This is a genomic window from Pontibacter coccineus (assembly GCF_030546575.1).
GTDB classification, from domain to species: Bacteria; Bacteroidota; Bacteroidia; order Cytophagales; family Hymenobacteraceae; genus Pontibacter; species Pontibacter coccineus.
Genome location: NZ_JAUOTN010000003.1, coordinates 404416 through 426409, shown reverse-complemented (window position 1 = coordinate 426409; position 21994 = coordinate 404416). Strand labels below are relative to the sequence as shown.

Sequence of the window (21994 nt, the reverse complement as noted above, 5' to 3'; positions counted from 1 at the left end):
ACGGGCTGACCTCTACATGGTCAGCCCGTTTGGTTTTAAGCTGATCTATACCTTACAAATCCCACTCATTCAATGTCGCCATGGCGTGGTAGGCGGTCATATCGAACTGGCAGGGCACTACCGATACGTAGTTATTTACCAGCGCCCACTCGTCGGTATCCTCGCCTTTATCGAAGTTCACGAAGCTGCCCGTCATCCAGAAATAGTGGCGGTTGCGCGGGTCGAGGCGCTCGTCAAACTCCTCCTGCCATTTGGCATGGGCCTGTCGGCATACCTTCACGCCCTTTATCGGCTCGTCGCTTTTCTTCGGCAAGTTCACATTCAGGGCCGTGCTCTCAGGTATACCGTGCTCCAGCGCCTGCCGGATGATCAGCTCCACAAACTCCTCGGTATGTGAGAAATCCGCCTCGTGCCCGTAGTCGCAGAGCGAAAACCCGATAGCAGGCAGGCCTTCAATAGCCGCCTCGATAGCCGCCGACATGGTACCTGAATACAGCACACTGATGCTCGAGTTGGAGCCGTGGTTGATGCCGCTCACCACCAGGTCAGGTTTGCGTTCCTTCAGTACATGGAATTTGGCCAGTTTCACGCAGTCGGCCGGGGTGCCGGAGCATTCGTAGGCCTCTACCCCCAAATCGTCGAAAGCGATGGAGCGATCGAGCCGCAGCGTGTTTCCGATCGTGATCGCGTGCCCCATACCTGACTGCGGCCCGTCTGGTGCCACAACCACTACCTCCCCTATCTTTTTGGCCACTTTCACCAGCGTCCGTATGCCTGGCGCTGTGATGCCGTCGTCGTTCGAAACCAGTATTAATGGTAAAGCCATTTTGTTATTTTTAGTTGATGTATGACATAATAAACGAAATTCGTTTTCGTGCTAATATACGACAACCCGGGCTGTCACAACAGGGTTAAGTTGAATATAATGATTCCCTAATCTCACCATATGCTTAAGAATATCCTGTACGCCTTCTTGCTGGGGGTAGGTATGGCAGCCTGCCTTGCCGACCATGACAAAGCCGGTGAAGGGGCCACTACTACTAGTACGACAACTGAAAGCGGACCGCTGACTGAAGCCGCCGAGCCCAGAACATCCCCCGCAGTTATAGACCCTGCCGACCTGGTGCTTGGCAAAGGCCGAGCGGGGGCTATGCGCATCGGAATGCCCATAGAAGAGATGCGCAGCCAAGTGCCGGCAGGCCAGCAGATCCGGGACACCACCCTGCAACTCGAGGGGCAGCAGTATACGGCGTACGTAATCAGCGCTTCGGAAAGTCCGCAGGATATACTCGTGGAGCAAATCTGCAAGCCTGATTGCCAGGTATGGCGCATCAATATACGCGACCCAAATTACAGAACGGCCCAGGGTATAGGAGTTGGATCAAAATACAGTGAAGTGGCACAGCATCATCCTATTGCCTACACCAGCCTGGGCGAGGCGGGTTTTGTGGCAGTGAGCGAAAAATCAGGCATGTCTTTTATTTTAGATTCCAGTCAGTTAGATCAGAGCCGCCTGCATCAGCTAAAACCCGATCAGGTACCGGCTAATACATTGGTACAGGGCATTTTAATATATTAGTTTATTGTAATATTTCAGCGGATTACGTATTATTGCTCGCATGTCATTACTCCGCACCCGCTACAGCTATAAAAACACCGGCCTGCTGCTTCTCCGCATCGGCATCGGCATTATGTTCATCCTGCATGGCTGGCCCAAAATGGTCGGCGGGCCCGAGCGCTGGGCCAAAATCGGAGCGAACATGCAGCTGTTGGGGATCGACCTGATGCCGGAGTTCTGGGGTTTTATGGCGGCCTTTGCCGAAACGGTAGGCGGCGCGCTGCTGGTGCTCGGGTTGTTTTTCAGGCCCGTTACGGTGCTACTGGTGATCACCATGCTGGTGGCAACCCTGCGCCATGTCAACGCCGGCGACGGATTTGGCGGTTACTCCCACGCCCTCGAGGCAGCCATCCTATTTTTTGCCCTCTACTTTATTGGCCCTGGCAGGTATAGCCTCGATAAAGCACTCTTCCCGAATAAGAACCGCAAGACGTTTCAGGTATAGACTATACCTTACTTGACACTTGAGTAGGGCTCCTCTGTACCCTTGCTGGCGACTTATTATGTGCTTTTGCGGACATCCCTTTCTGAAAGCTGGCTGCTTGAGCTACTCACGGCTTCTTGCGCATACAAAAATCAACGTTCAACCATTTTTCTGATTCCATTTCTGGGCATAATTGGTTAACATTGCTCTGCAAGAACAATTGTAAACACCATACATGCTGACGACCCTACTCTTAGCCGCGCTGCTGGCTACCGGAACACCTGACAAAAACGACCTCAAAACGCCTTACGAGAAAGGCAACAAGAACCAGACCGCCACTTACGACGAGGCCATCGACTGGTACCGCAAGCTCGATGCGACTTACGACGAAGTGAAAATGGTGCCTTACGGCTATACCGACTCCGGCCGTCTGTTGCACCTGGTTATCGTCTCCACCGACAAGGATTTTGACCCGAAATCAGTAAAGCAGAAAGACAAGCGCGTACTGCTCATCCAGAACGGCATACACCCGGGCGAACCCGAAGGGATAGACGCCACCATGCTGCTGCTCCGCGACTACCTGCAGGACAAAAGCAAGCGCAAGCAGTTAGATAATGTGGTGCTGGCTATTATACCTGTCTACAACATCGGCGGCGCTTTGAACCGCAACAGCCATACCCGCACCAACCAGGAAGGTCCGGAGAGCTACGGCTTCCGGGGCAACGCCCGCAACCTCGACCTGAACCGCGATTACCTGAAGACCGATTCCAAAAACGCCCAGACTTTCCACCTCATCTACCGCGACTGGGACCCGGACGTATTCATGGACAACCATACCTCCAACGGCGCCGATTACCAGCACGTGATGACGCTCATCGCCACGCAGCACAACAAGCTGAACCCGACACTGGCCGGCTACCTGCAGGGCAAGATGCTGCCGACGCTCTATGAAGGCATGAAGAAAGACAAGTTCCCGATGGTGCCTTACATGAATACCATCGGTGAGACACCGGAGAAAGGAATCGTAGGTTTCATGGAGTCGCCGCGCTACGCCACTGGCTATACCGCTCTTTATAATACCATCGGTTTTGTGCCGGAGACGCACATGCTCAAGCCTTTTGACCAACGCGTAAAATCCACTTACAAGCTGATGGAGCACATGATCAGCACCGTGAGCCGCGACGCCAAAGAGATAGGCCAGCTCCGCACCAAGGCCAAACAGGAAACCCTTACACAGAAAGCCTTCGCGCTAGACTGGCAACTGGACACGACTAAGGTAGAGAAGATCCCTTTCCTGGGCTATGCTGCCAAGTATAAGCCAAGCGAGGTGAGCGGGCTGGAGCGTCTTTATTACGACCGCAAAGCGCCCTATTCTACTAACCTCAACTACTACAACACCTTCACCCCGACTGTGACGGTGGAGAAGCCAGTGGCCTACATCATTCCGCAGGCATGGCGCGAGGTGATTGACCGCCTGAAGCTGAACAAAGTGGAGATGCGCCAGCTCAAGCGCGACACCACAATCACGCTCGACACCTACTACATCACCGACTACAAAACATCGCCGCGTGCGTACGAGGGCCACTATCTGCACTCCGGTACCAAGGTGGAGGCCCGCACCATACCGCGCCAGTTCCTCAAAGGCGACTATGTGGTATACCTGAACCAGGAGGCCAACCGCTTTTTAGTAGAAGCCCTGGAACCGCAGGCCGTGGACTCTTACTTCAACTGGAACTTCTTCGACAGTATCCTGATGCAGAAGGAGTACTTCTCGAGCTATGTGTTTGAAGACCTGGCCGCTGAGATCCTGAAGAAAAACCCGGACCTGCGCAAGCAGCTGGAGGAGCGTAAAAAGAAAGACCCGGAGTTCGCCAAGAGTGCCCGCGCCCAGCTGGACTTCGTTTATAGAAACTCCCCGCACTACGAGCCTACCCACAACATGTACCCGGTAGGCAGGCTGATGCAGGATGTGAAATTGCCGTTGTAAAACAGAACCAGGATAAAAAAGTGAAAGCCACCTTCATCGGGTGGCTTTCACTTTTTTAAGGTATAGGTGAGGATTTTATTTTGCGAACAATCGCACGACTTCTCTATAGTAGGCTGCCTCCTGTTCGTTCCCTACCCGCTCGTGCAGTGAGATCAGGGGTTGATAGTAGGCAATATGCAGCGGTTGCAGATTCACCAGTTCTTCCAGCGTTTTGATAGCCTCCTCAAAGTTTTCCTGCTCTACATAGGTGTTCACTTGGACTACCAGGTCATTTTCCATCTGTTGGTATACGCCTGCAGACTTTTGTTCCAGCGCCATTGCTTCCTTTCTACTGGATACACCCGATGCCGAAGTCACAATCGTTTCCTGAAAATAAGCAGGCTTTAAATCACTGTTCAAGGCATAGCCTACCCCTATTACTCTAAACTGAACAGGAATCACGGCATAGAAGAACTGCGCTGTGTCGTTTGTTGCAGTCCATTTGCCTTTGATGAGAGGGACCACCCGTTCAAACTCCTTTTTAAACTCTGGAAAGGCTTTGTTAAGTGTTCCTATCTCCACAATATCCCCGCTTCTCGAAAATTTTATGACACCCACTACTGTTCCAACTCTACTAGCCCGATAAGCGAGTGCCGGAAAACGGATACTCGTGGCAAGTGTTTTGATCAGATCATCTTGACTAGCGGAGTAAATGGCTGCATTGGGCAACTGAGCAACATCTTTTGTACTGATCTGCGCGGTGGCAATGGCACATGTGCAATTCAGCAATAGTAGGAGCAGGTGTAGCTTCTTAAACATTTGATTTTGATATGAATTAGACGTGCTAAACTAACTTACTGCCACCATCTTTCCTATACCTGGTTGCCGGTCTCTATACCTGACCCGGCTCACCAAACAGATTTTATACCTGAAATAAAGCAGGAAAGCTATATTTGTGTACTCAACCGTATAGATCACATAAAGTCGCACGACTGCACTACACAAATACTATGTTAAGAACATCGCACCTACTCCCGCTTCTGGGTTTGGCCCTCATCACACTGGAGAGCTGCACCAGCTCCGGCAATACTACCAGCACAACTGACAATAAGACGCAAACTGTTGCCCAAACGTCCGTTCAGGAAGTAGCTTTGAGCGAGGCGCAACTGGAGAAAGCCCGCACCAACTACGCCAGCTACTGCTCCGGCTGTCACGGCGAGCAGATGGAAGCTTTCACCGACCGAAAATGGAAGCATGGCAACACCGCCGAAAACCTTTTTGCCGCCATCAAACATGGCTACCCCGAGGAAGGGATGCCCGCCTTTGAACAGGCGTTCACAGATCAGGAGATCACGGCGCTGGTGGCCTACATTCAGGAAGGTATACAGAACGTGAAGCAGTACGATTTCAGCGAGGAAGCCACAGCCGCTGCAGTCTATACCTCCGAAGCCCTCAGCTACCGCCTCGACACGGTGGCGACAGGTATGGAAATTCCGTGGGGAATGGCTTTCCTGCCAAACGGCGATATGCTGATCACCGACCGCAACGGGGCTTTTTACCGCCTGCCGAAAGGAAGTCGCCAACTACAGAAGATTGCCGGTGCACCTGAAGTACTGGCTCAGGGCCAGGGCGGTCTGCTGGATGTAGAGGTGCACCCGGATTTTGCCAGGAACGACCTGATCTACCTCTCCTACTCTGCCTTCAAGAAAGAAGGAGACCAGACCCTCTCGACCACAGCGGTGCTGCGCGCCAGGCTGGACGGCAATAAACTCACGGAACAGAAAGTAATCTTCGAGGCGCAGCCCTGGGCCCGCACCCGTCACCACTACGGCTCCCGCCTGGAGTTTGGCCGCGACGGCCTCCTCTATGTATCGGTAGGTGACCGCGGCCAGCACCACGAGAATGCCCAGACCATCGAGCGCGCACCAGGCAAAGTACACCGTATCAAAGACGACGGCGCTATACCTGCCGACAACCCTTTTGCAAACGAAAAAGGTGCCTTCGCCTCTATCTGGACCATCGGCAACCGTAACATCCAGGGCATGACCATCCACCCCACTACCGGCGCCATCTGGACAAACGAGCACGGCCCGAGAGGCGGCGACGAGGTAAACATCGCCGAGAAAGGCAAGAACTACGGCTGGCCGGTCATCTCCTACGGCATCAACTACAACGGCACTGTGCTGACCGAACTGACCAAAAAAGAAGGTATGGAGCAGCCCCTCTGGTACTGGGTGCCCTCCATTGCTCCATCCGGTATGGCTTTCGTGACGGGCAACCGCTACAAAGGCTGGGAAGGCGACCTACTGGTTGGTTCGTTGCGCTTCCAATTCCTGAGCAAGCTTAAAATGGATGGCAATAAGATCGTGAGCGAAGAAAAGCTCCTCAAAAACATCGGCCGTGTGCGGGATGTAAAGATGGGACCGGATGGGTTTATTTACGTTGCAGTGGAAAGTCCAGGGACGATTTACAGGGTTGTGCCTGTGGAGTAGGTATCGTATGAGGCGCGTCCACATCCGTGATCACGAGCAGATGCCATAGAAAGCCCTGATACTTGGGAGTCAGACACCGATGTATCCTATACAACGACAAGGGGCGGGTAGTCCAAGAATCCCATCTGCTTTAGCGGTGGGAATCTCCATGTAGAAGCAGTGGCTGTCCCCTGATGAGGATATGCCCTACCCGTGAGGCGGTACATACAGAAGATTTCACTGAGCGGCTACTCACCACCCCTTCAATAGCAACCTGTCCCGGAGCTGCTGCATGTCCTCGCTTACTTTCTGGTCCAGGGTCTTGGCGTAAAGCTGAGTGGTCTTCAGGTTGCGGTACCCCAGCATTTGGCTTACTACCTCGATGGGCACCCCGTTGGAGAGGGTGACGGTGGTGGCAAAGGTGTGGCGGGCGATGTGGAAGGTGAGTGTCTTTTGGATGCCGCACAGATCGGCGATCTCCTTGAGGTAGGCATTCATCTTCTGGTTGCTGAGCACGGGCAGCACCCGGTCCTGGTAAAGGCACTGGGGATGATCCTGGTACCTCTCCAGAATAGCCAGGGCCACCGGCAGGAGCGGGATCCGGGAGGGCGTCTCTGTCTTCTGCCGCCGGGTGAAGACCCACCGCTCCCCGTCCATGCCCTCCCCTATTTCGGAGCGTCTGAGCTGCTGCACGTCCACGTAGGCTAGGCCCGTGTAGCAGCTGAAGAGGAAGATGTCCCGCACCTGAGCGAGCCGGTCGGTGGCGAACTCCTTTTCGGCCATGCGCTGCAGCTCGGCCTGGCTGAGGCACTCGCGCACCACCTCCCGCTTGCTCATCTTGTAGCCCAGGAAAGGATCGCGCTCCAGCCAGCCGTTCTTCAGGCACAGGTGAATGACCTTCTTGAAGTTGGCCAGGTACTTCATCGTGGTGTTGTGGGCGCAGTTTCTCACGGTCTTGAACCAGAACTCGTAGTCGGTGATGAAGCCGTAGGAGAGCTTCCTTACGTCGATGTCCTCCACCCCGTGCTTCCAGCGGATAAAGTCACGGGTGTGCTGCAGGGAGGTGGCGTAGCGCTCCAGGGTGCCCGCGGCGTAGTCCTTGCCCACCAGCTTACTCACCTGGTCATTGTGCATCTGAAACACCTCCAGCAGCATCACCGGCTTCTCCTTTATCCCCATCCACTTCTCCCGGAACGCCTCCAGGGTGACGGGCCTGCCTTCCTCGAGCAGTTCCCGGTGGTGGCCGTAGGCCTTGTCCCGGAGGGTGTCCAGGTAGGCGTTCACGCTCCGGGCCTCCACTGAGCTGCCCTTCATTTTGCCCGCCTCCACAGACCAACGCTCGGGCGAGACGTAGCGGTAGGTACTCAACTCCAGCCGCCTGCCCTGCAGCGTGACGCGCAGGTAAATGGGCAAGAGATTGCCCTTGGTGGTCTTGGCTTTCCTGCCGTAAAACAGGATACTGATCTTGGTGTCCATTTCGTTCCTCCTTTTATTTTTAAAGTTAATAATCAATCAAATGCTCCGCAAGATGTACAATATCTATACATCTAAATGGTATTCAATCAGTTACACAACACCCAAGTACCCAGACTCAGGTAAAGCCTGGGTATCCGAATCAGGCAACTCAGAAAGGAGAGAAATCGAAAAGTTCAGGTGGGGCTAAAAGCAAAAAGGCCCGTAAACCGCTAATTTACGAGCCTTCTATGCTAACTAATAAGCTACTCAGTGGATATACCTGCTCAAGAACCCACGTTTGCCCGCAGCACGCGCAGGAAGTTCTCGCCCAGTATTTTCTTAATATCTTCTTCGCTATACCCTCTGGCAAGCAGTTCGCGGGTGATTACCGGCATATCGGCTACACTATCCAGCTGCTGTGGCGTAGAGGTGATACCGTCGAAGTCCGAGCCGAGGCCCACGTAGTCTACGCCTGCCAGTTTCACGATGTGGTCGAGGTGGTCGAGCAGCAGGGAAAGTGGCGGACGAAGCTGTGAAGCTTCGTTGGGGTAGTTTGCCATGGCCCAGTCAGAGATCTGGATCGAGTTCGCACCTGCTTTGCGCAGCGAATCTACCTCTGCTCTGTGATTGGCCCTGAAGGCATTCATGCGCTTGTCGTGCTCCGGGTCCAGGAAGCCGGAGAAGAAATTGAGGTGGATCACACCGCCGTTCTTGGCGATGGCCTGTATCTGGTCATCTTTCAGGTTGCGGGAGTGCGGGTTGAAATGGTGCACACAACTGTGCGAGACCAGCACCGGTTTGGTGGTGGTGGCCATCGCATCCCAGAACGTGCGCTCCCCTACGTGGCTGAGGTCAACCAGCATACCCAGCTTGTTCATTTTGCGCACTACCTGCTTGCCAAACTTCGTCAACCCGGGCTTGCGGTTCTTGGGCAATTTGCCACTTGTCTCGTCCATGGCAGAAGTGGCCCAGGGCGTAGAGTTATTCCAGGTGAGGGTCATGTAGATAGTACCGCGCTTGTGCAAGGCCTCCAGGTACTTCAGGTTGCTTTCCATCATGTGGCCGCCCTCTACCCCGATCATGGTAGCCATTTTATTCTGCGCGACGGCCTGTTCTATGTCTGCAGGCGTGCGGGCCATCATCATCTTGTCGGGGTTACGCTTTACAATGGCCTCAAGCGAGTCGATCTGGAGATTGGCGAATTTAAAGCCTTTGCCATCTCCATAGGTCTCGTCACTCCAGACAGAGAACACCTGCACATCCACCCCGCCCTCCTTAAAGCGGGCCAGATCAGAGTGTGTTTTACCGCGCAGGTCATCCTCCAGCCGCAAACCTTCCAGTACCGAGATCAGCACATCGTTGTGGGTGTCGACCACAATGGCCTTTTCGTGCAATTGCTTGTAATCCTGTGCCGATGCCGTAAGATTGCTGCAAAGCAGGGTTGCCAAAGCCAGACTTCCGCCCAGCAGTTTCTTATAATTCATAGTTTTATGCTTCATGTACCAAAGAGCCATACCTTAAATATAGTAAAAAGACGTGACTTTCCTACAGCATCCGTTTCACCGTGATCAGATTAGAGTTTTCGAAGAAATCAGATTGGATGGAGGCAGGTATAGGTATAAGACGGAAGGCCAGGTTATTCTGAGAACAGGCAGGTCGGTTGGAATTAAATTGCCAGCTATACCTTTGTGCTCAGCACATAGCAACCGATCTTATCCGGGTGGTCCTGCACGAGGTCGGAACTGTGCTGGTGGCGCAGCATCCAGAGGATGAGCAGATCGCCGGCTGCGGCTATGCTGAAGAACAGGCCGAAAAGGAAGAGCAGAAAATGGCCCGTGGCTATACCTACGATCGCCGGCAGCAGTCCCATCACCAGGCCCGGCATCATCCCGCCTATCGCATAGTACCTGAGCGGCAGTATCTCTTTGCAGTGGCAGTAAGGCGTCAGCATTTTCCAGTACACGCCGTATCTGATCGACTTGAGTCCATTTCTGCAAAAGACAGCCCAGGTGAGACCGTGTAGCAGCTCGTGCACCACTGCCCCAAGCACAAAGACCAGCAACATGATCAAAGGAGAGATCAACAGCAAGTCCCGCTGTGTTTGCACGAGTTGTCGCAGATGCTGTGCAGCGAACTGTTCGGGCCAGATGAGCCAGTAAGCCGCTCCGTAAATGACCAGAATCGGCACGATGAAAACGAGCGCCCGCACATTGGCCTCGGCGGCGGACATACTCAGTTCTGTTTTCCTGTATTTCTCTTCTTCCATACGCTAACCGTCACTGATAGGCAGTAAAAATAGACAAATAATCACATTGGTTTCCCCCCTTTTAACCCTGAAATTTATTTCCATAGATTTTAAACAGCATACGTACGACCCGCTCGCTGTTTGCTGGCAAGGCCATTGAATGCTGACCTGCTGGAATAGGGCTACCTCAATCAGATCATGCTGGGCGCGCGAAGTGCTGCATAATGGCATAACCGCACCTGACAGGTATGCCCCCTCCATATCCTCTGGATTCCAGTAGTAACCGGCGGATACGGAGAGGCTATACCTGCCTGATCGACACATTTCCTATACCTTAGCAGGTCACTTTCCTTGTCAGTATCAGAAAAAGGCTATATTTGTCTAAACGACTCCCCGCTATGGCAACAGTCCTATACCTTGACGAACTCTCAAAAAAATTCGGAAGCCTGCAGGCCGTCGACCGGCTGACGCTACAAGTGGAGGCGGGCAGCATCTATGGGTTGCTCGGCCCAAACGGCAGCGGCAAAACCACCACGCTGGGCATGGTGCTGGACGTGATCCGGCCAAGCAATGGCAGCTTTTTGTGGTTCGGGCGTTCTATCAGCAAAGAAACCAAACAGCGGGTGGGCGCTCTGCTCGAGACCCCTAACTTTTACCCTTACCTGACTGCCGAAGCGAATCTGCAGGTGGTAGCTGACACCAAGCAGGCAGACCACCGGCACATCAACAAAATGCTGGACATGGTGGGCCTTGGCACCAGAAGTCATACCACCTACAAAGGTTTCTCGCTAGGCATGAAACAGCGCCTGGCCCTGGCCGCCGCCATGCTCAACGACCCGGAAGTGCTGATGCTCGACGAACCCACCAACGGCCTCGACCCGCAAGGTATAGCCGAAGTGCGCGACCTGATCACACGCATCGCCGCGCAGGGCAAAACCATCCTGCTGGCCAGTCACCTGCTCGACGAGGTAGAGAAGGTATGCACGCACGTGGCGGTGCTGCAGTCCGGCAAGCTCAAGGCCAATGGCGCTGTGGGAGATATTCTTTCTACACAGGATCAGCTGCTGATCAGCGCCGAAGAGCTGGCTCCCGTGCTGCAGCTGCTGGAGCGTTTGCCTTACGTCACACAATTTGCCCAGGATAAGAATTCCATCCGCCTCACACTCTCCGAAGGCTATACCAGCACCGACCTCAACCGTGATATGTTTGCGCAGGGCATCGTGTTATCGCAACTCCTGGTACGCCGCAAAAGCCTGGAGGCACAGTTTCTTGAACTCACCCAAAAATAAGCCCCGCATGAACCTGATAAGAACCGAGCTCAGAAAGATACTGCAATACCCGACTTTCTGGGTGATCATGGCCACTTATGTGCTGCTGCAAGTGCTGTTGATCTATTTTAGCAGCAGTTTGATGGTGAGCGGGCAGTCGCTGGGCAAGTCGCTTTATGATTTCCCCAACCTGTGGATGCGCTTCTCCTATATCGCCTATTTCTTTAACCTCCTGCTAGGTATACTGGTTATTGTGCTGATCACAGATGAGTACAGCTACCGTACGCTTCGGCAGCAGGTGATAGACGGGCGCTCCCGTGCCGAGGCAGTGCTGGCTAAATTTTACGTGACACTGGGCCTTGCCGCAACCGGGACTATCTTTTTGTTGGTGATGGGCCTGCTTTTCGGGTTGATCTACAGCAAGGACACAAGTATAGGGGCCATTTTTGGCAAGATCGATTACCTCTCGTATTTCTTTGTGCAGGCTGTCGGGTACATGTGTATGGCCATGTTCTTTGCCTTCCTGATTCGCAAGAGTGGTCTGGCCATCATCGCTTTCCTGGCCTGGTCCAAGATCGTGGAGCCGATCATACATTACCAGATCGACGACAGCATCGACCGCTTTATGCCCATGAAAGTGTTTGGTAGCCTCACCCCCACGCCGGGGCAGGAGATTATAGATGGCCTCACCAGCCCCACAATGGTGCTCAGCCCGGGATGGGCCGTGCTGCCTGCACTATTCTACATCGCTTTGCTCGTGCTGGCCTCCATCCTGCTGGTGCGCCTCCGCGATCTATAAAGCCTTGGGCTTTAAAGCGTATTATAGTAGTCTACAATGCTGTGCAGGTCCTTGGAGCTGTTATAGTCGAGCTTGTTGGACTTAGCATACTGCTTTACTTTCCCGGTATGCACGCCGCAAAGTCTGAGCAGGTCTTTTTTGGGCTTCCGTAACTGAACAATCTCACCGTCAGGCAGCAGCATGTATAATATTTCCTGCAATTCATCGCCTTCTGTGGCAAAATGGGGAAAGTAACTCGTTTGCAGTGAAGCCGTCGCATACTTCTGATCTGCCTTGGTGGCCGTTACCCCAACATATCGTTTCATGAGCACGAGTTCTCCCTGGTTGATCTGCTCGAAGAATACCGGCACCCTGAAATCGCTCTCGAGCCCTCCCCTGTTCCAGGGCAGCGACCGAAAGACCTGAGGCTTCCCGTTGTACACACCACTGATCATAAAATGGCTGACATTCACGGCTGAGAAAGAATTGATGACACCGTCTTCTGATGCTATTTGTACAACATCCTGGGCAGGATGGTAGATCACTGCCCCCTGCAAGCTGTCGCCGCTGACCAGTACAACTTTTCCGTAGAGCCAATGCTCTGTATCAAATCCCGCCTGGGCTTGCGCCCAACCCTGAATACTACCACAGGCAAAAGTCACAAATAGCGTGAAAAACAAATATTGCGTCCCCAGTCTTCTCATTTGCCTAACTATTAAATAATGTAAATAACAACCCTCAACACATACCACCTAACCTATTGTTATACAAAAGTTTATATACAATTCTAAACGTAATAAACCGGAGGCCGGCTAGGCCATTGACTAAAATTATATTTGGAGGCTGCGGGAAGTCCGGTGCAAAAAAAAGCCCGTACCAAATGGCACGGGCTTGCTGTTCTGTTTTAACTGTAGCGGCTTAGCGCACAACTGTATTTTTAAGGATCTCGTGGCCTAACTTGTCACGCTTCGTAGTCAGGTAGCCCTGGTTGTGCGGGTTAGGCGCGATTTCTATCGGCACGTTCTCCACAACCTCCAGCCCGTAGCCGATCAGGCCTACGCGCTTTTTCGGGTTGTTTGTGATCAGACGCATCTTCGTCACGCCAAGGTCGCGCAGGATCTGAGCGCCTACGCCGTAGTCGCGGTCGTCCATACCAAAGCCCAGTTCCAGGTTAGCCTCCACGGTATCGCGGCCCTGCTCCTGTAGCTTATAGGCTTTCAGTTTGTTGATCAGGCCGATGCCGCGCCCTTCCTGGTTCATGTACACGATCACGCCTCTGCCCTCACGCTCCACCATGCGCATGGCCTCGTGCAACTGAGGGCCGCAGTCGCAGCGGCAAGAACCGAAGATGTCACCGGTCACGCACGAAGAGTGCACGCGCACCAGCACAGGCTCTTCTTCACTCCAGCTTCCTTTAACCAGGGCCAGGTGCTTGGCACCATTGCTGCGCTGCGTAAAGGCGTAAAGGTCAAAATTCCCGAAATCGGTTGGCAATTCTACTGCTATCTCGCGGTCAATCAGGCTTTCCTTCTTCAGGCGATACGCTACCAGGTCTTTGATCGAGATCAGTTTCAGGTTGAAGCGTTCCGCCACTTTCACCAGGTCTGGCAGGCGGGCCATTGTACCGTCCTCGTTCATGATCTCGATCAGCACGCCGGCTGGAGCAAGTCCTGCCAGACGCGCCAGGTCAACGGCCGCTTCCGTATGGCCAGCACGGCGCAACACGCCTTCTTTCTTTGCTTTGAGCGGGAAAATGTGGCCTGGCTTGCCCAGTGAATGCGGGTCTGTGTTCGGATCAACCAGCGCCTGGATCGTTTTGGCGCGGTCAGAGGCCGAGATACCGGTCGTACAACCATGCCCGATCAGGTCAACCGACACGGTAAACGGCGTGGCATGCAGGGCCGTGTTACGACCCACCATCAACTCAAGACCTAACTCCTCGCAACGTTCTTCGGTCAGCGGCGCACAGACAAGTCCTCTGCCGTGCGTGGCCATAAAGTTGATGATCTCCGGGGTTACCTTCTCTGCCGCGCAGATAAAGTCGCCCTCGTTCTCGCGGTCGTCGTCGTCCACCACGATAATGATCTTACCCTGGCGGATGTCCTCGATCGCATCTTCTATTGAATCGAGCTTGATTGGCTCTAGTGAATTAGTTTCCATGTGTTACTTCCTATACCTGCTATACCTGCGGTAATCAGCAAGGTGATTGTCTATACTATGAAATGCGCTGCAAAGGTAAAAAGTTTATACCGCATTGCCTTCTTATTTCAGAACACAATCTGGAAGAGAAGTATTCAATAGAACACCAACGAATGGTCCGAGCACTAAAATGCACTAAATCACCACGAGTCTGGTTAAAAGGAACTATCCCCTTGAGGGGATAATTAAATTCATCTATACCCTTTCTTTTACTACTTATTCACCACGATTCCCAATAAGTCGCCGATCTGCTTTTCAAAGGATTTAAGCTGGAAGATGACCTGCAGTACCCGGTCCTGCTCGGTGGGGTCTGTCACCAGGCGGAGCTTCTCCATTTCGGCCTTCATGAGCAGTTGCACATTGCGCCATTTCAGGCGGAGCACGGCTCGTTCAGCACCGTATGGCAGCAAATCCGACTCGTGGGGCACGTAAATCTGGTGGGTTTCCCAGTTATGAGAGAGTTCGTAGGGGTCCGACAGCAAGTTGGTTGCCTCGGTTCGTATCTCCTGGTCCGGATAGTTGATGAAATCGTCTGCCGCAGGTATAACGCCCTGCAACAACTTCTCTTTCACCACTTCAATGAGGCGGGCGTAGAGCGGCGTGCGGAACTCCACATCCTCCAGCTGCTCGAGCATGTACTGGCAGGTGTTCTGCCCATCCACCAGCACCTTGTCGGGGTAGTTCAGCAGCATGCGCACGATTTCGCGTTCATAGCGTTTGAGACTATCGGCTTCTGTGGCAGGCTTTTCAGCCTCCAGCTGCTCCGCCTCATAAGCTTCCGCTTCTGCCAGATCCTCCGGACTACCTGAACGCTGCTGCTTCTGCTGGCGCTCCTGCAGGTGCATCTTGTTATACTCCGATATCAACAGCTGTTCATCGATGTCGAAAATCAGGCTACAGCTCTGGAAGAAAACCGACCGCTTGATCGGATCGGGTATCTTAGCGATAGAGGTAACGATCTCACGAATCGCCTCCGCCTTTTTCACCGGGTTGCCCTTCGACTCTTCGGCGTACAGGCTGGTCTTGAACGAGATAAAATCCTGCGCGTGTTCTGCCACATAGGCTTTGAACTTCTCGTCGCCTACCTTGTGAATGTAGGAATCAGGGTCTTCTCCAGCCGGGAAAGTGACCACGTTCACGTTCAGGCCGTTCTCTAGGATCAGGTCTATCCCTCTCAGGGAGGCTTTTATACCTGCCGCGTCACCATCGTAAAGGACGGTGATGTTCTGGGTATAGCGGGCGATGAGCTTGATCTGACCTTCGGTAAGCGAGGTACCCGAGGAGGCCACCACATTCTCGATACCGCCCTGGTGCAACGAAAGCACATCCAGGTACCCCTCCACCATATAGCAAGTGTCCTGCATGCGGATTGCCTGCCGGGCCTGATACATGCCGTAGAGCACATTACTCTTGTGGTAGATCTCCGACTCAGGCGAGTTGAGGTACTTCGGGCTTTTTTTGTCGTTGCTCTTCAGCGTACGGGCACCGAAACCGATGACACGTCCCGAAATATTATGGATCGGGAACATGACACGTCCCCGGAAGCGGTCGTATTTTTTGCCGTCTTCCTTTGCAATGGTCAGGCCTGTTGCTTCCAGGTACTTCTGCTTATACCCTGCCTTCAGGGCGGCATCGGTCAGGTCAGACCAGGCATCGAGGCTATACCCGAGCTCAAACTTTTTGATGGTACTGTTACTCAACCCGCGCTCTTTGAGGTAGGATTGCCCGATAGCGCCTTCCTCGTGCTGCTGAAGCAGGTGCTGGTAGTGTTTGCTGGCAAAATCGGAGACGATGTAGAGGCTGTCGCGCTCACTCTGCTCCCGGGCATATTCCGGATTGGGCTCGTCTTCGGGTACCTCAATGCCATACTTTTTGGCCAGGTACTTCAGCGCCTCCGGAAAGCTCGTGCCCTCCACGTCCATGATAAACTGCACGGAGTTACCCGCCTTACCGCAACCGAAGCATTTGTAAATACCCTTCGCCGGCGACACCGAAAAAGACGGCGACTTCTCGTGATGGAAAGGGCAGTTCGCCCACAGGTTCTGCCCCTTCTTCTTGAGCGACACAAAATCCCCCACCACTTCCGCAATATCGGCCTGGGCTAAAATCTGGTCAACTACTTCTTTCGGGATCAGGGACATGGGACAGGGTATAGGTATAAGCGAATCACAAAGATAATATTCTGTTTGAAGAGACAGCGGGCATCCGGTAATAAAGCTTCACGTAGCCAGCTACCCTGATCGGACAAATTGTTCCAACATTAACAGGCGCATTCACTCGTTATTGTATGCTCATTGCTCTATATTAGCCCTGATTTACCTCTACCATTGATTCGCTCAACTTATTGAAATTCCATCTCTGACCTATGACAAAAAGCTATACCCGCCTACTTCTGTTTGTCTCCTTTTCTTTTTTAGGTTCCGCAGCTGCTAAGGCACAGCAGCCGGCACTGCAATGGGAGCCGCGCCAGGATTTGAACGTCCTGTTGCCACCCTCTGTACGCGTGTACGAGGCCAGCGGAAAACTGGCAGACGGCGCGCCGGTGAGGGCAGTTTATGCCACCGTAGATCTACGCGATGAGAACCTGAAGCTGCGTTCTGTGGGCAGCAACACCAGGCGCCAGACCACCAAAGAAGCTTACCAGGAGCACGAGGCCATCCTAGCCATCAACGCGGGCTATTTTGCGGCTACATCCTCTGTCAGCCTGCTTGTTTCCGATGGTGAGGTCATAGCACCGAGCACTAAAACCCCTACACGGGGCGCATTCGGGCTCGTCAACGGCAAGCCTGAGATTACCTGGACCTACGGCGAAAAGGAGTCTGGGAAGGTATACAAGTACCCTGCACCGCAGAAAACAGCTGGGACAGCAGCGGCTATACCTAAAGGCGGCGAGCTGTGGCGGGCCAACCAGGCAACGGGCGGAGGGCCTGTCTTGTTGAAAAACGGGCAGCTCAACGTGACCAGCGCGGAGGAAGGCTTCGGGGGTTCGCATCTGGTGCGCCACCCGCGCACCGCCATCGGATACCCGGATGCCCATACCCTGGTGCTGATGGTGGTGGACGGCCGCCAAAGCAGCAGTGCCGGTGTCACCCTGCCCGAACTGGCCCAACTGATGCAGCAGGTAGGGTGTCAGGATGCCCTGAACCTGGACGGAGGCGGCTCCTCGGCTATGGTAGCGGCCGAAGAAGTAGTGAATATACCGACCGATATACCGAACGGGGACCGGAACAGCCTGCGCAAAAACGCTTCTGCCCTGGTCTTGTCCGAAGCGATCAGGTCCGTCGACCGTGAAGTCATTTACATCGATACCGACAGCCGCCACTACACCGAGGCCGGCCTGTGGAGCAAAACCAACCACGCCAACTATTATGGCGCCACCCCTTCCCGCCAAGCCACGATCAGCCCTGAAACGTTTAAAGCGACTTACAGCTTCGACAGCATACCCAGTGGCAGGTACCAACTGGCTGCCTGGTGGACGGTGAACGAAAATACAAATGCCAACCGTGTCCCTTACGTGCTGCACCACAGCGGAAAAACAGACACGCTCTACACTGACCAGAAAGCGCTCGCTACCATTGGCAGGTGGCATGTGTTCGGGGACTTTCTACTGGGCCCCGGTGATTACCTGGAACTGATCAACAAAGGCAAAGGCGGAAAAGTAGTGGCCGACGCCGTGAGGCTGGTGGCGCTGGAGCAGTTCCCGCAGCAGCCGAAGCGGGGCGACCTGCGCATTGCCGTGATCAGCGACCTGAACTCCGGCCTGGGTGCCGACACCTACGAGTGGCAGGTAGACAGCCTGCTGCAGCGCCTGCCGCGCATCTGGCAGCCTGACCTGGTGGTGTGCGGGGGCGACATGGTGGCAGGGCAAGGCGTGACTAGCGATGAGACTTTGCTTAAAATGTGGGCAGGCTTTAACAGAAGCATTGCGCAGCCTCTCCGAAAAGCGAATGTCCCCTTTGCCTTTACGATTGGCAACCACGATGGCGGCCGCTCCTACCCCAGGGAGCGTAAAGCCACCGCAGACTACTGGGCAAAGCAGGAAAACGCCCCCGGCCTGCAGTTTATCGACCGCTCGCACTTTCCTTATTACTATTCATTCGTGCAGCACGGCATCTTCTTCGTCTCCTGGGATGCCTCCTCACCTGACATAACAGAAGAAAACCTGGCCTGGCTGGCAGATCAGTTTGAGAAGCCTGAAGCCCAAAGTGCCAAGCTGCGCTTCGTCATCGGCCATATGCCCCTCTACAGCGTGGCCCAGGAGCGTGACTCCAAAGGCAATGTGCTCAACAACCCCGAGCGCCTGCGCCAGCTGTTGCAGCAATACAAGGTACATACCTACATCAGCGGTCACCACCACGCCTACTACCCGGGCAAGCGGGGCGGCTTAGAGCTCCTCAATGCCGGAGCCGCCGGTTCAGGAGCCCGCGGCTGGCTGACCCTGGACGAACCACCGATGAACACCGTCACGATCATGGACATTTTCCTGGAGCAGGACTCGATCGCCTATACCACTTACGACATCAGGCACAGAGACTCCCGCGACATGGCTTTGTTTGATGAGCAGAAACTGCCACGGGCTATTTTCGGCGTGAACGGTTACCTCGTTCACCGTGACGTCCGCACGGGGGGCAAAGCAGAAGGCATATTGTCAGCTTTACATACAGGAGAAGCCCTCAACACGAAAGGCACAGGCGCAGTACAGGCACATATCAAAAACGGCAAACTCATTATTGATGGCACCTTCCGCGACCTGGAAGGCAAGCTGCCTAAGGAAGGGATTGCCATTGGGGTATACCAGGGACGGAACACAGAACCCGGCGAATGGCGCTACACGCTCAAAGCAAAACCAAAGAATGGCCTAAATGGTCGTTTCAAGGGGGTATTTGACCTGACAGAGGATACCGCAGAACTACTGGCTATAGGGGCCTTGCATGTGCAGCTCCATACCGATCAACAGCCGGCAGGCGCCCTAAGGGCCCAGCTATACCCACTCTCCAACCAGGCACCAGCTGCCCCGGTCTTTACCTCGCATCAAGCCCGCAACGTGTATGCGGTGCGTAACATGGAGGCGCTCTTTGAAGTAGCCTGGAGCGCCGCAAAAGACCCGGACAGCGACTTTATCGGCTATACCTACCAACTGGCCACTGATCAGGACTTCCACAACATCGTCTGGCACAAAAGCACCGGCAGGGTCAGACACCTGAAACTAAGGGAGCAGGACTGGTATAGCGTTCTTGGCCATGCTGCTGTTAACCAGCCGGTCACCTTCTATCATCGGGTCATTGCATCAGACGGCAAGCACCTCACTTACGGCCAAGCCACTCCTTTCCAGCTGATGAAGAGCGAACAGCCGCTTGAAGACTTTGTGGAGGTGCCGGCGCCAACCTATGTGTTCGATGGCAAAATTCATGAAACGGGGGCCGGAATGGGTGCCCAGTGGGATAAGGATGGTAAACTCTGGCTGGCCGACTATTACGGCAAGCTGATCGTAAAGCAAAAGGACGGGCAGGATGCTTCCTTCTCGCCGCTACAACAGGTTACCATCGACGGCCAAACCTATGACCTGAACACGATCAACGGCATCGGGGTAGACCTGGACGGCAACATCCTGATCGGCCGGAATCGCCACCTCCTCAAAATAGACGCCACTACCGGACAAGGTATAGCGGTTTGGGAGGTACCTGCAGGCAACAGGGCCATCACCTCTCCGCGCGCCAACAGCAAAGGGGAAGTCTACCTGGCCTCGCTGTTTGCCGAAGATAAAAACTTTGTGCTCCGGCAGAGCACCTCTGACCCATCCGCATTCGAACTGGTGCGCACACTTCAGTTACCGGAACGCATCCTTGCCCGTGAGTTTAACATGACACCGGATGGGCTCACGCTTTACTTCCCCAACCCGGGCAGTCCGTATATACAGGTATACAGCAGCAAAGATGGTATCATCTATACCCGGGAAGAAGACATCACCAGTATAGCGGCCGGCTGCAACGCCATTGGCATAGGACCAGACAATACCATTTTTACAGCTGTCAGATCAAGCGGTGTGGTGCCGTCCTCCTTCCACTTCCGCGACGATGCCCGGAAGCGCATGTGGACACTGCCCCTGCCGGAACTGAACGGAGCCGAAGCCAGAGGGATAGGCGTATCACCTGACGGAGAGGCGCTCATTTTCTGCAGCTGGGACAAAGGGGGCGGATTTTACCGCTATGTGCTTCGCAAAGAAACGAATGAAAAAGCAGCTCCATTACCGGAAGCTGGTAAATCAGCGGCCACAAAAGACAAAGAAGTTATGGAAAAAAATAAGTAACCACTAAAGATTGTACGGGATCATAAGATGTCCGAAAGCGAACGTTATTTCATCCAGGTTGACGCCTGCCTGTCTACCGGGACTGTGCTACATAAATCATGTTTAAAGTTTTTTTGTTTGTATCTTTGTAAGGCTTCACAAAAGCATTAACACTATGGCAATTACAAAAGAAGATATACTCAAAGCCCTCAGTTATGTAGAGGAACCGGACCTAGGCAAGGATCTGGTGACTCTGAACATGATAGAGGATGTGCAGGTGGATGGCAAGAACGTGAGTTTCACCGTGATCCTGACGACACCAGCCTGCCCACTTAAAGATTTGATCCGCAATGCCTGTATCCGCGCCATTCATACCATGGTAGACAAGGAGGCGGAAGTGACCGTGAACATGACTTCCCGTGTGACTTCTGGTCGCGCAGGCAGCAGCGAGGTACTTACGGGCGTGAAAAACATTATCGCTGTGGCCTCCGGTAAAGGCGGCGTTGGCAAGTCTACGGTTACCAGCAACCTGGCCATTGCCCTAGCACAGTCCGGCGCTAAAGTGGGCCTGATCGATGCCGATATTTTCGGGCCGTCTATACCTACTATGTTTGGTGTGGAAGACCAGCGCCCGAGCATGGTGCAGGGCGACCACGGCAAGAACTACATCATCCCGGTAGAGAAATATGGCGTGAAACTGATGTCCATTGGTTTTTTGACGCCCCCTGATCATGCGGTGATCTGGCGTGGCCCGATGGCGAGCTCTGCCCTGAAGCAGTTCATCACGGACGTGGAGTGGGGTGAACTCGATTACCTGCTCCTCGACCTTCCTCCGGGAACATCCGACATTCACCTGACTATGGTACAGACTCTTCCGGTAACAGGCGCCGTGATCGTGACGACCCCGCAAAAAGTAGCCATCGCCGATGCCCAGAAAGGCCTGCAGATGTTCCGCCAGCCGCAGATCAATGTGCCGGTGTTGGGTGTAGTGGAGAACATGGCTTACTTTACGCCTGCCGAGCTTCCTGAGAATAAGTATTATATCTTTGGGCAGGAAGGTGGACAGAATCTGGCCAAAAAGTTTGATGTGCCGGTATTAGGCCAGGTGCCGCTAGTTCAGAGCATCCGCGAGAGCGGCGATGCGGGAACTCCGGTGGCCTTGCAGAACGATTCTCCGGCTTCCGGTGTTTTCAGAGAGTTGGCCCAGGCTGTTGCCCAGCAGGTGTCTGTCCGCAACGCGACTGTCGCCAAAACACAACCAGTAGAAATTAAAAGCTAAGACAA

The 21994-nt window shown here is 53.9% G+C and carries 16 protein-coding genes; 8 read left to right on the top strand and 8 right to left on the bottom strand.

Features of this window, described 5'->3' with window-relative positions; genetic code table 11:
- Positions 1 to 52: 52 nt before the first annotated feature.
- Complete coding sequence (gene surE, locus Q4E40_RS09065) at positions 53 to 826, bottom strand: 5'/3'-nucleotidase SurE (RefSeq protein ID WP_303411572.1); 774 nt, start codon at positions 824 to 826, stop codon at positions 53 to 55.
- A gap of 120 nt (positions 827 to 946) precedes the next feature.
- On the opposite strand from surE, the gene Q4E40_RS09060 reads away from it, so the two are divergent.
- From Q4E40_RS09060 to Q4E40_RS09050, 3 genes are all read left to right on the top strand, one after another.
- Positions 947 to 1579 (top strand): mechanosensitive ion channel protein MscS, encoded by a 633-nt coding sequence (locus Q4E40_RS09060; protein WP_303411570.1) that lies wholly within the window; start codon positions 947 to 949, stop codon positions 1577 to 1579.
- A 40-nt stretch (positions 1580 to 1619) separates the two neighbouring features.
- Entirely contained in the window at positions 1620 to 2063 is a 444-nt protein-coding gene (locus Q4E40_RS09055; protein ID WP_303411568.1) for a DoxX family protein, read from the top strand.
- Positions 2064 to 2277: 214 nt separating this feature from the next.
- Positions 2278 to 4029, top strand: a complete 1752-nt coding sequence (locus Q4E40_RS09050) for a M14 family zinc carboxypeptidase (protein WP_303411566.1) — start codon at positions 2278 to 2280, stop codon at positions 4027 to 4029.
- A 75-nt stretch (positions 4030 to 4104) separates the two neighbouring features.
- On the opposite strand, the gene Q4E40_RS09045 is transcribed toward Q4E40_RS09050, so the two are convergent.
- The gene (locus tag Q4E40_RS09045) at positions 4105 to 4827 is read right to left on the bottom strand and encodes a tetratricopeptide repeat protein (RefSeq protein ID WP_303411564.1); all 723 of its coding nucleotides are present in this window, start codon (positions 4825 to 4827) and stop codon (positions 4105 to 4107) included.
- Positions 4828 to 5018: 191 nt separating this feature from the next.
- Between Q4E40_RS09045 and Q4E40_RS09040 the strand changes: the two genes are divergently transcribed.
- Positions 5019 to 6500 (top strand): PQQ-dependent sugar dehydrogenase, encoded by a 1482-nt coding sequence (locus Q4E40_RS09040; protein ID WP_303411562.1) that lies wholly within the window; start codon positions 5019 to 5021, stop codon positions 6498 to 6500.
- A gap of 231 nt (positions 6501 to 6731) precedes the next feature.
- On the opposite strand, the gene Q4E40_RS09035 is transcribed toward Q4E40_RS09040, so the two are convergent.
- The 3 genes from Q4E40_RS09035 to Q4E40_RS09025 all read right to left on the bottom strand — a co-directional run bounded on the left by Q4E40_RS09035 (position 6732) and on the right by Q4E40_RS09025 (position 10200).
- Positions 6732 to 7955: a site-specific integrase gene (locus tag Q4E40_RS09035; RefSeq protein WP_303411561.1), complete on the bottom strand. Its 1224-nt coding sequence runs from the start codon at positions 7953 to 7955 to the stop codon at positions 6732 to 6734.
- A 263-nt stretch (positions 7956 to 8218) separates the two neighbouring features.
- Positions 8219 to 9418 (bottom strand): dipeptidase, encoded by a 1200-nt coding sequence (locus Q4E40_RS09030; protein WP_303411559.1) that lies wholly within the window; start codon positions 9416 to 9418, stop codon positions 8219 to 8221.
- A gap of 194 nt (positions 9419 to 9612) precedes the next feature.
- Complete coding sequence (locus Q4E40_RS09025) at positions 9613 to 10200, bottom strand: DUF3267 domain-containing protein (protein WP_303411557.1); 588 nt, start codon at positions 10198 to 10200, stop codon at positions 9613 to 9615.
- Between the two features lie 377 nt (positions 10201 to 10577).
- On the opposite strand from Q4E40_RS09025, the gene Q4E40_RS09020 reads away from it, so the two are divergent.
- Positions 10578 to 11468 (top strand): ABC transporter ATP-binding protein, encoded by an 891-nt coding sequence (locus Q4E40_RS09020; RefSeq protein ID WP_303411555.1) that lies wholly within the window; start codon positions 10578 to 10580, stop codon positions 11466 to 11468.
- A gap of 7 nt (positions 11469 to 11475) precedes the next feature.
- Positions 11476 to 12246, top strand: a complete 771-nt coding sequence (locus Q4E40_RS09015) for an ABC transporter permease (RefSeq protein ID WP_303411553.1) — start codon at positions 11476 to 11478, stop codon at positions 12244 to 12246.
- 11 nt (positions 12247 to 12257) lie between these two features.
- Here Q4E40_RS09015 and Q4E40_RS09010 read toward each other — a convergent pair whose 3' ends face one another.
- From Q4E40_RS09010 to dnaG, 3 genes are all read right to left on the bottom strand, one after another.
- Positions 12258 to 12929, bottom strand: a complete 672-nt coding sequence (locus Q4E40_RS09010; RefSeq protein ID WP_303411552.1) for a hypothetical protein — start codon at positions 12927 to 12929, stop codon at positions 12258 to 12260.
- A gap of 214 nt (positions 12930 to 13143) precedes the next feature.
- Entirely contained in the window at positions 13144 to 14385 is a 1242-nt protein-coding gene (locus Q4E40_RS09005; protein ID WP_303411550.1) for a bifunctional 3,4-dihydroxy-2-butanone-4-phosphate synthase/GTP cyclohydrolase II, read from the bottom strand.
- A gap of 251 nt (positions 14386 to 14636) precedes the next feature.
- Positions 14637 to 16565, bottom strand: a complete 1929-nt coding sequence (gene dnaG, locus Q4E40_RS09000) for a DNA primase (protein WP_303411548.1) — start codon at positions 16563 to 16565, stop codon at positions 14637 to 14639.
- 224 nt (positions 16566 to 16789) lie between these two features.
- Here dnaG and Q4E40_RS08995 point away from each other — a divergent pair, with 224 nt between their 5' ends.
- Both Q4E40_RS08995 and Q4E40_RS08990 read left to right on the top strand, forming a co-directional pair.
- Positions 16790 to 20731, top strand: coding sequence for a phosphodiester glycosidase family protein (locus tag Q4E40_RS08995; protein ID WP_303411546.1), 3942 nt, complete (start codon positions 16790 to 16792; stop codon positions 20729 to 20731).
- 154 nt (positions 20732 to 20885) lie between these two features.
- Positions 20886 to 21989, top strand: a complete 1104-nt coding sequence (locus Q4E40_RS08990; RefSeq protein ID WP_303411545.1) for an Mrp/NBP35 family ATP-binding protein — start codon at positions 20886 to 20888, stop codon at positions 21987 to 21989.
- Positions 21990 to 21994: the final 5 nt, after the last annotated feature.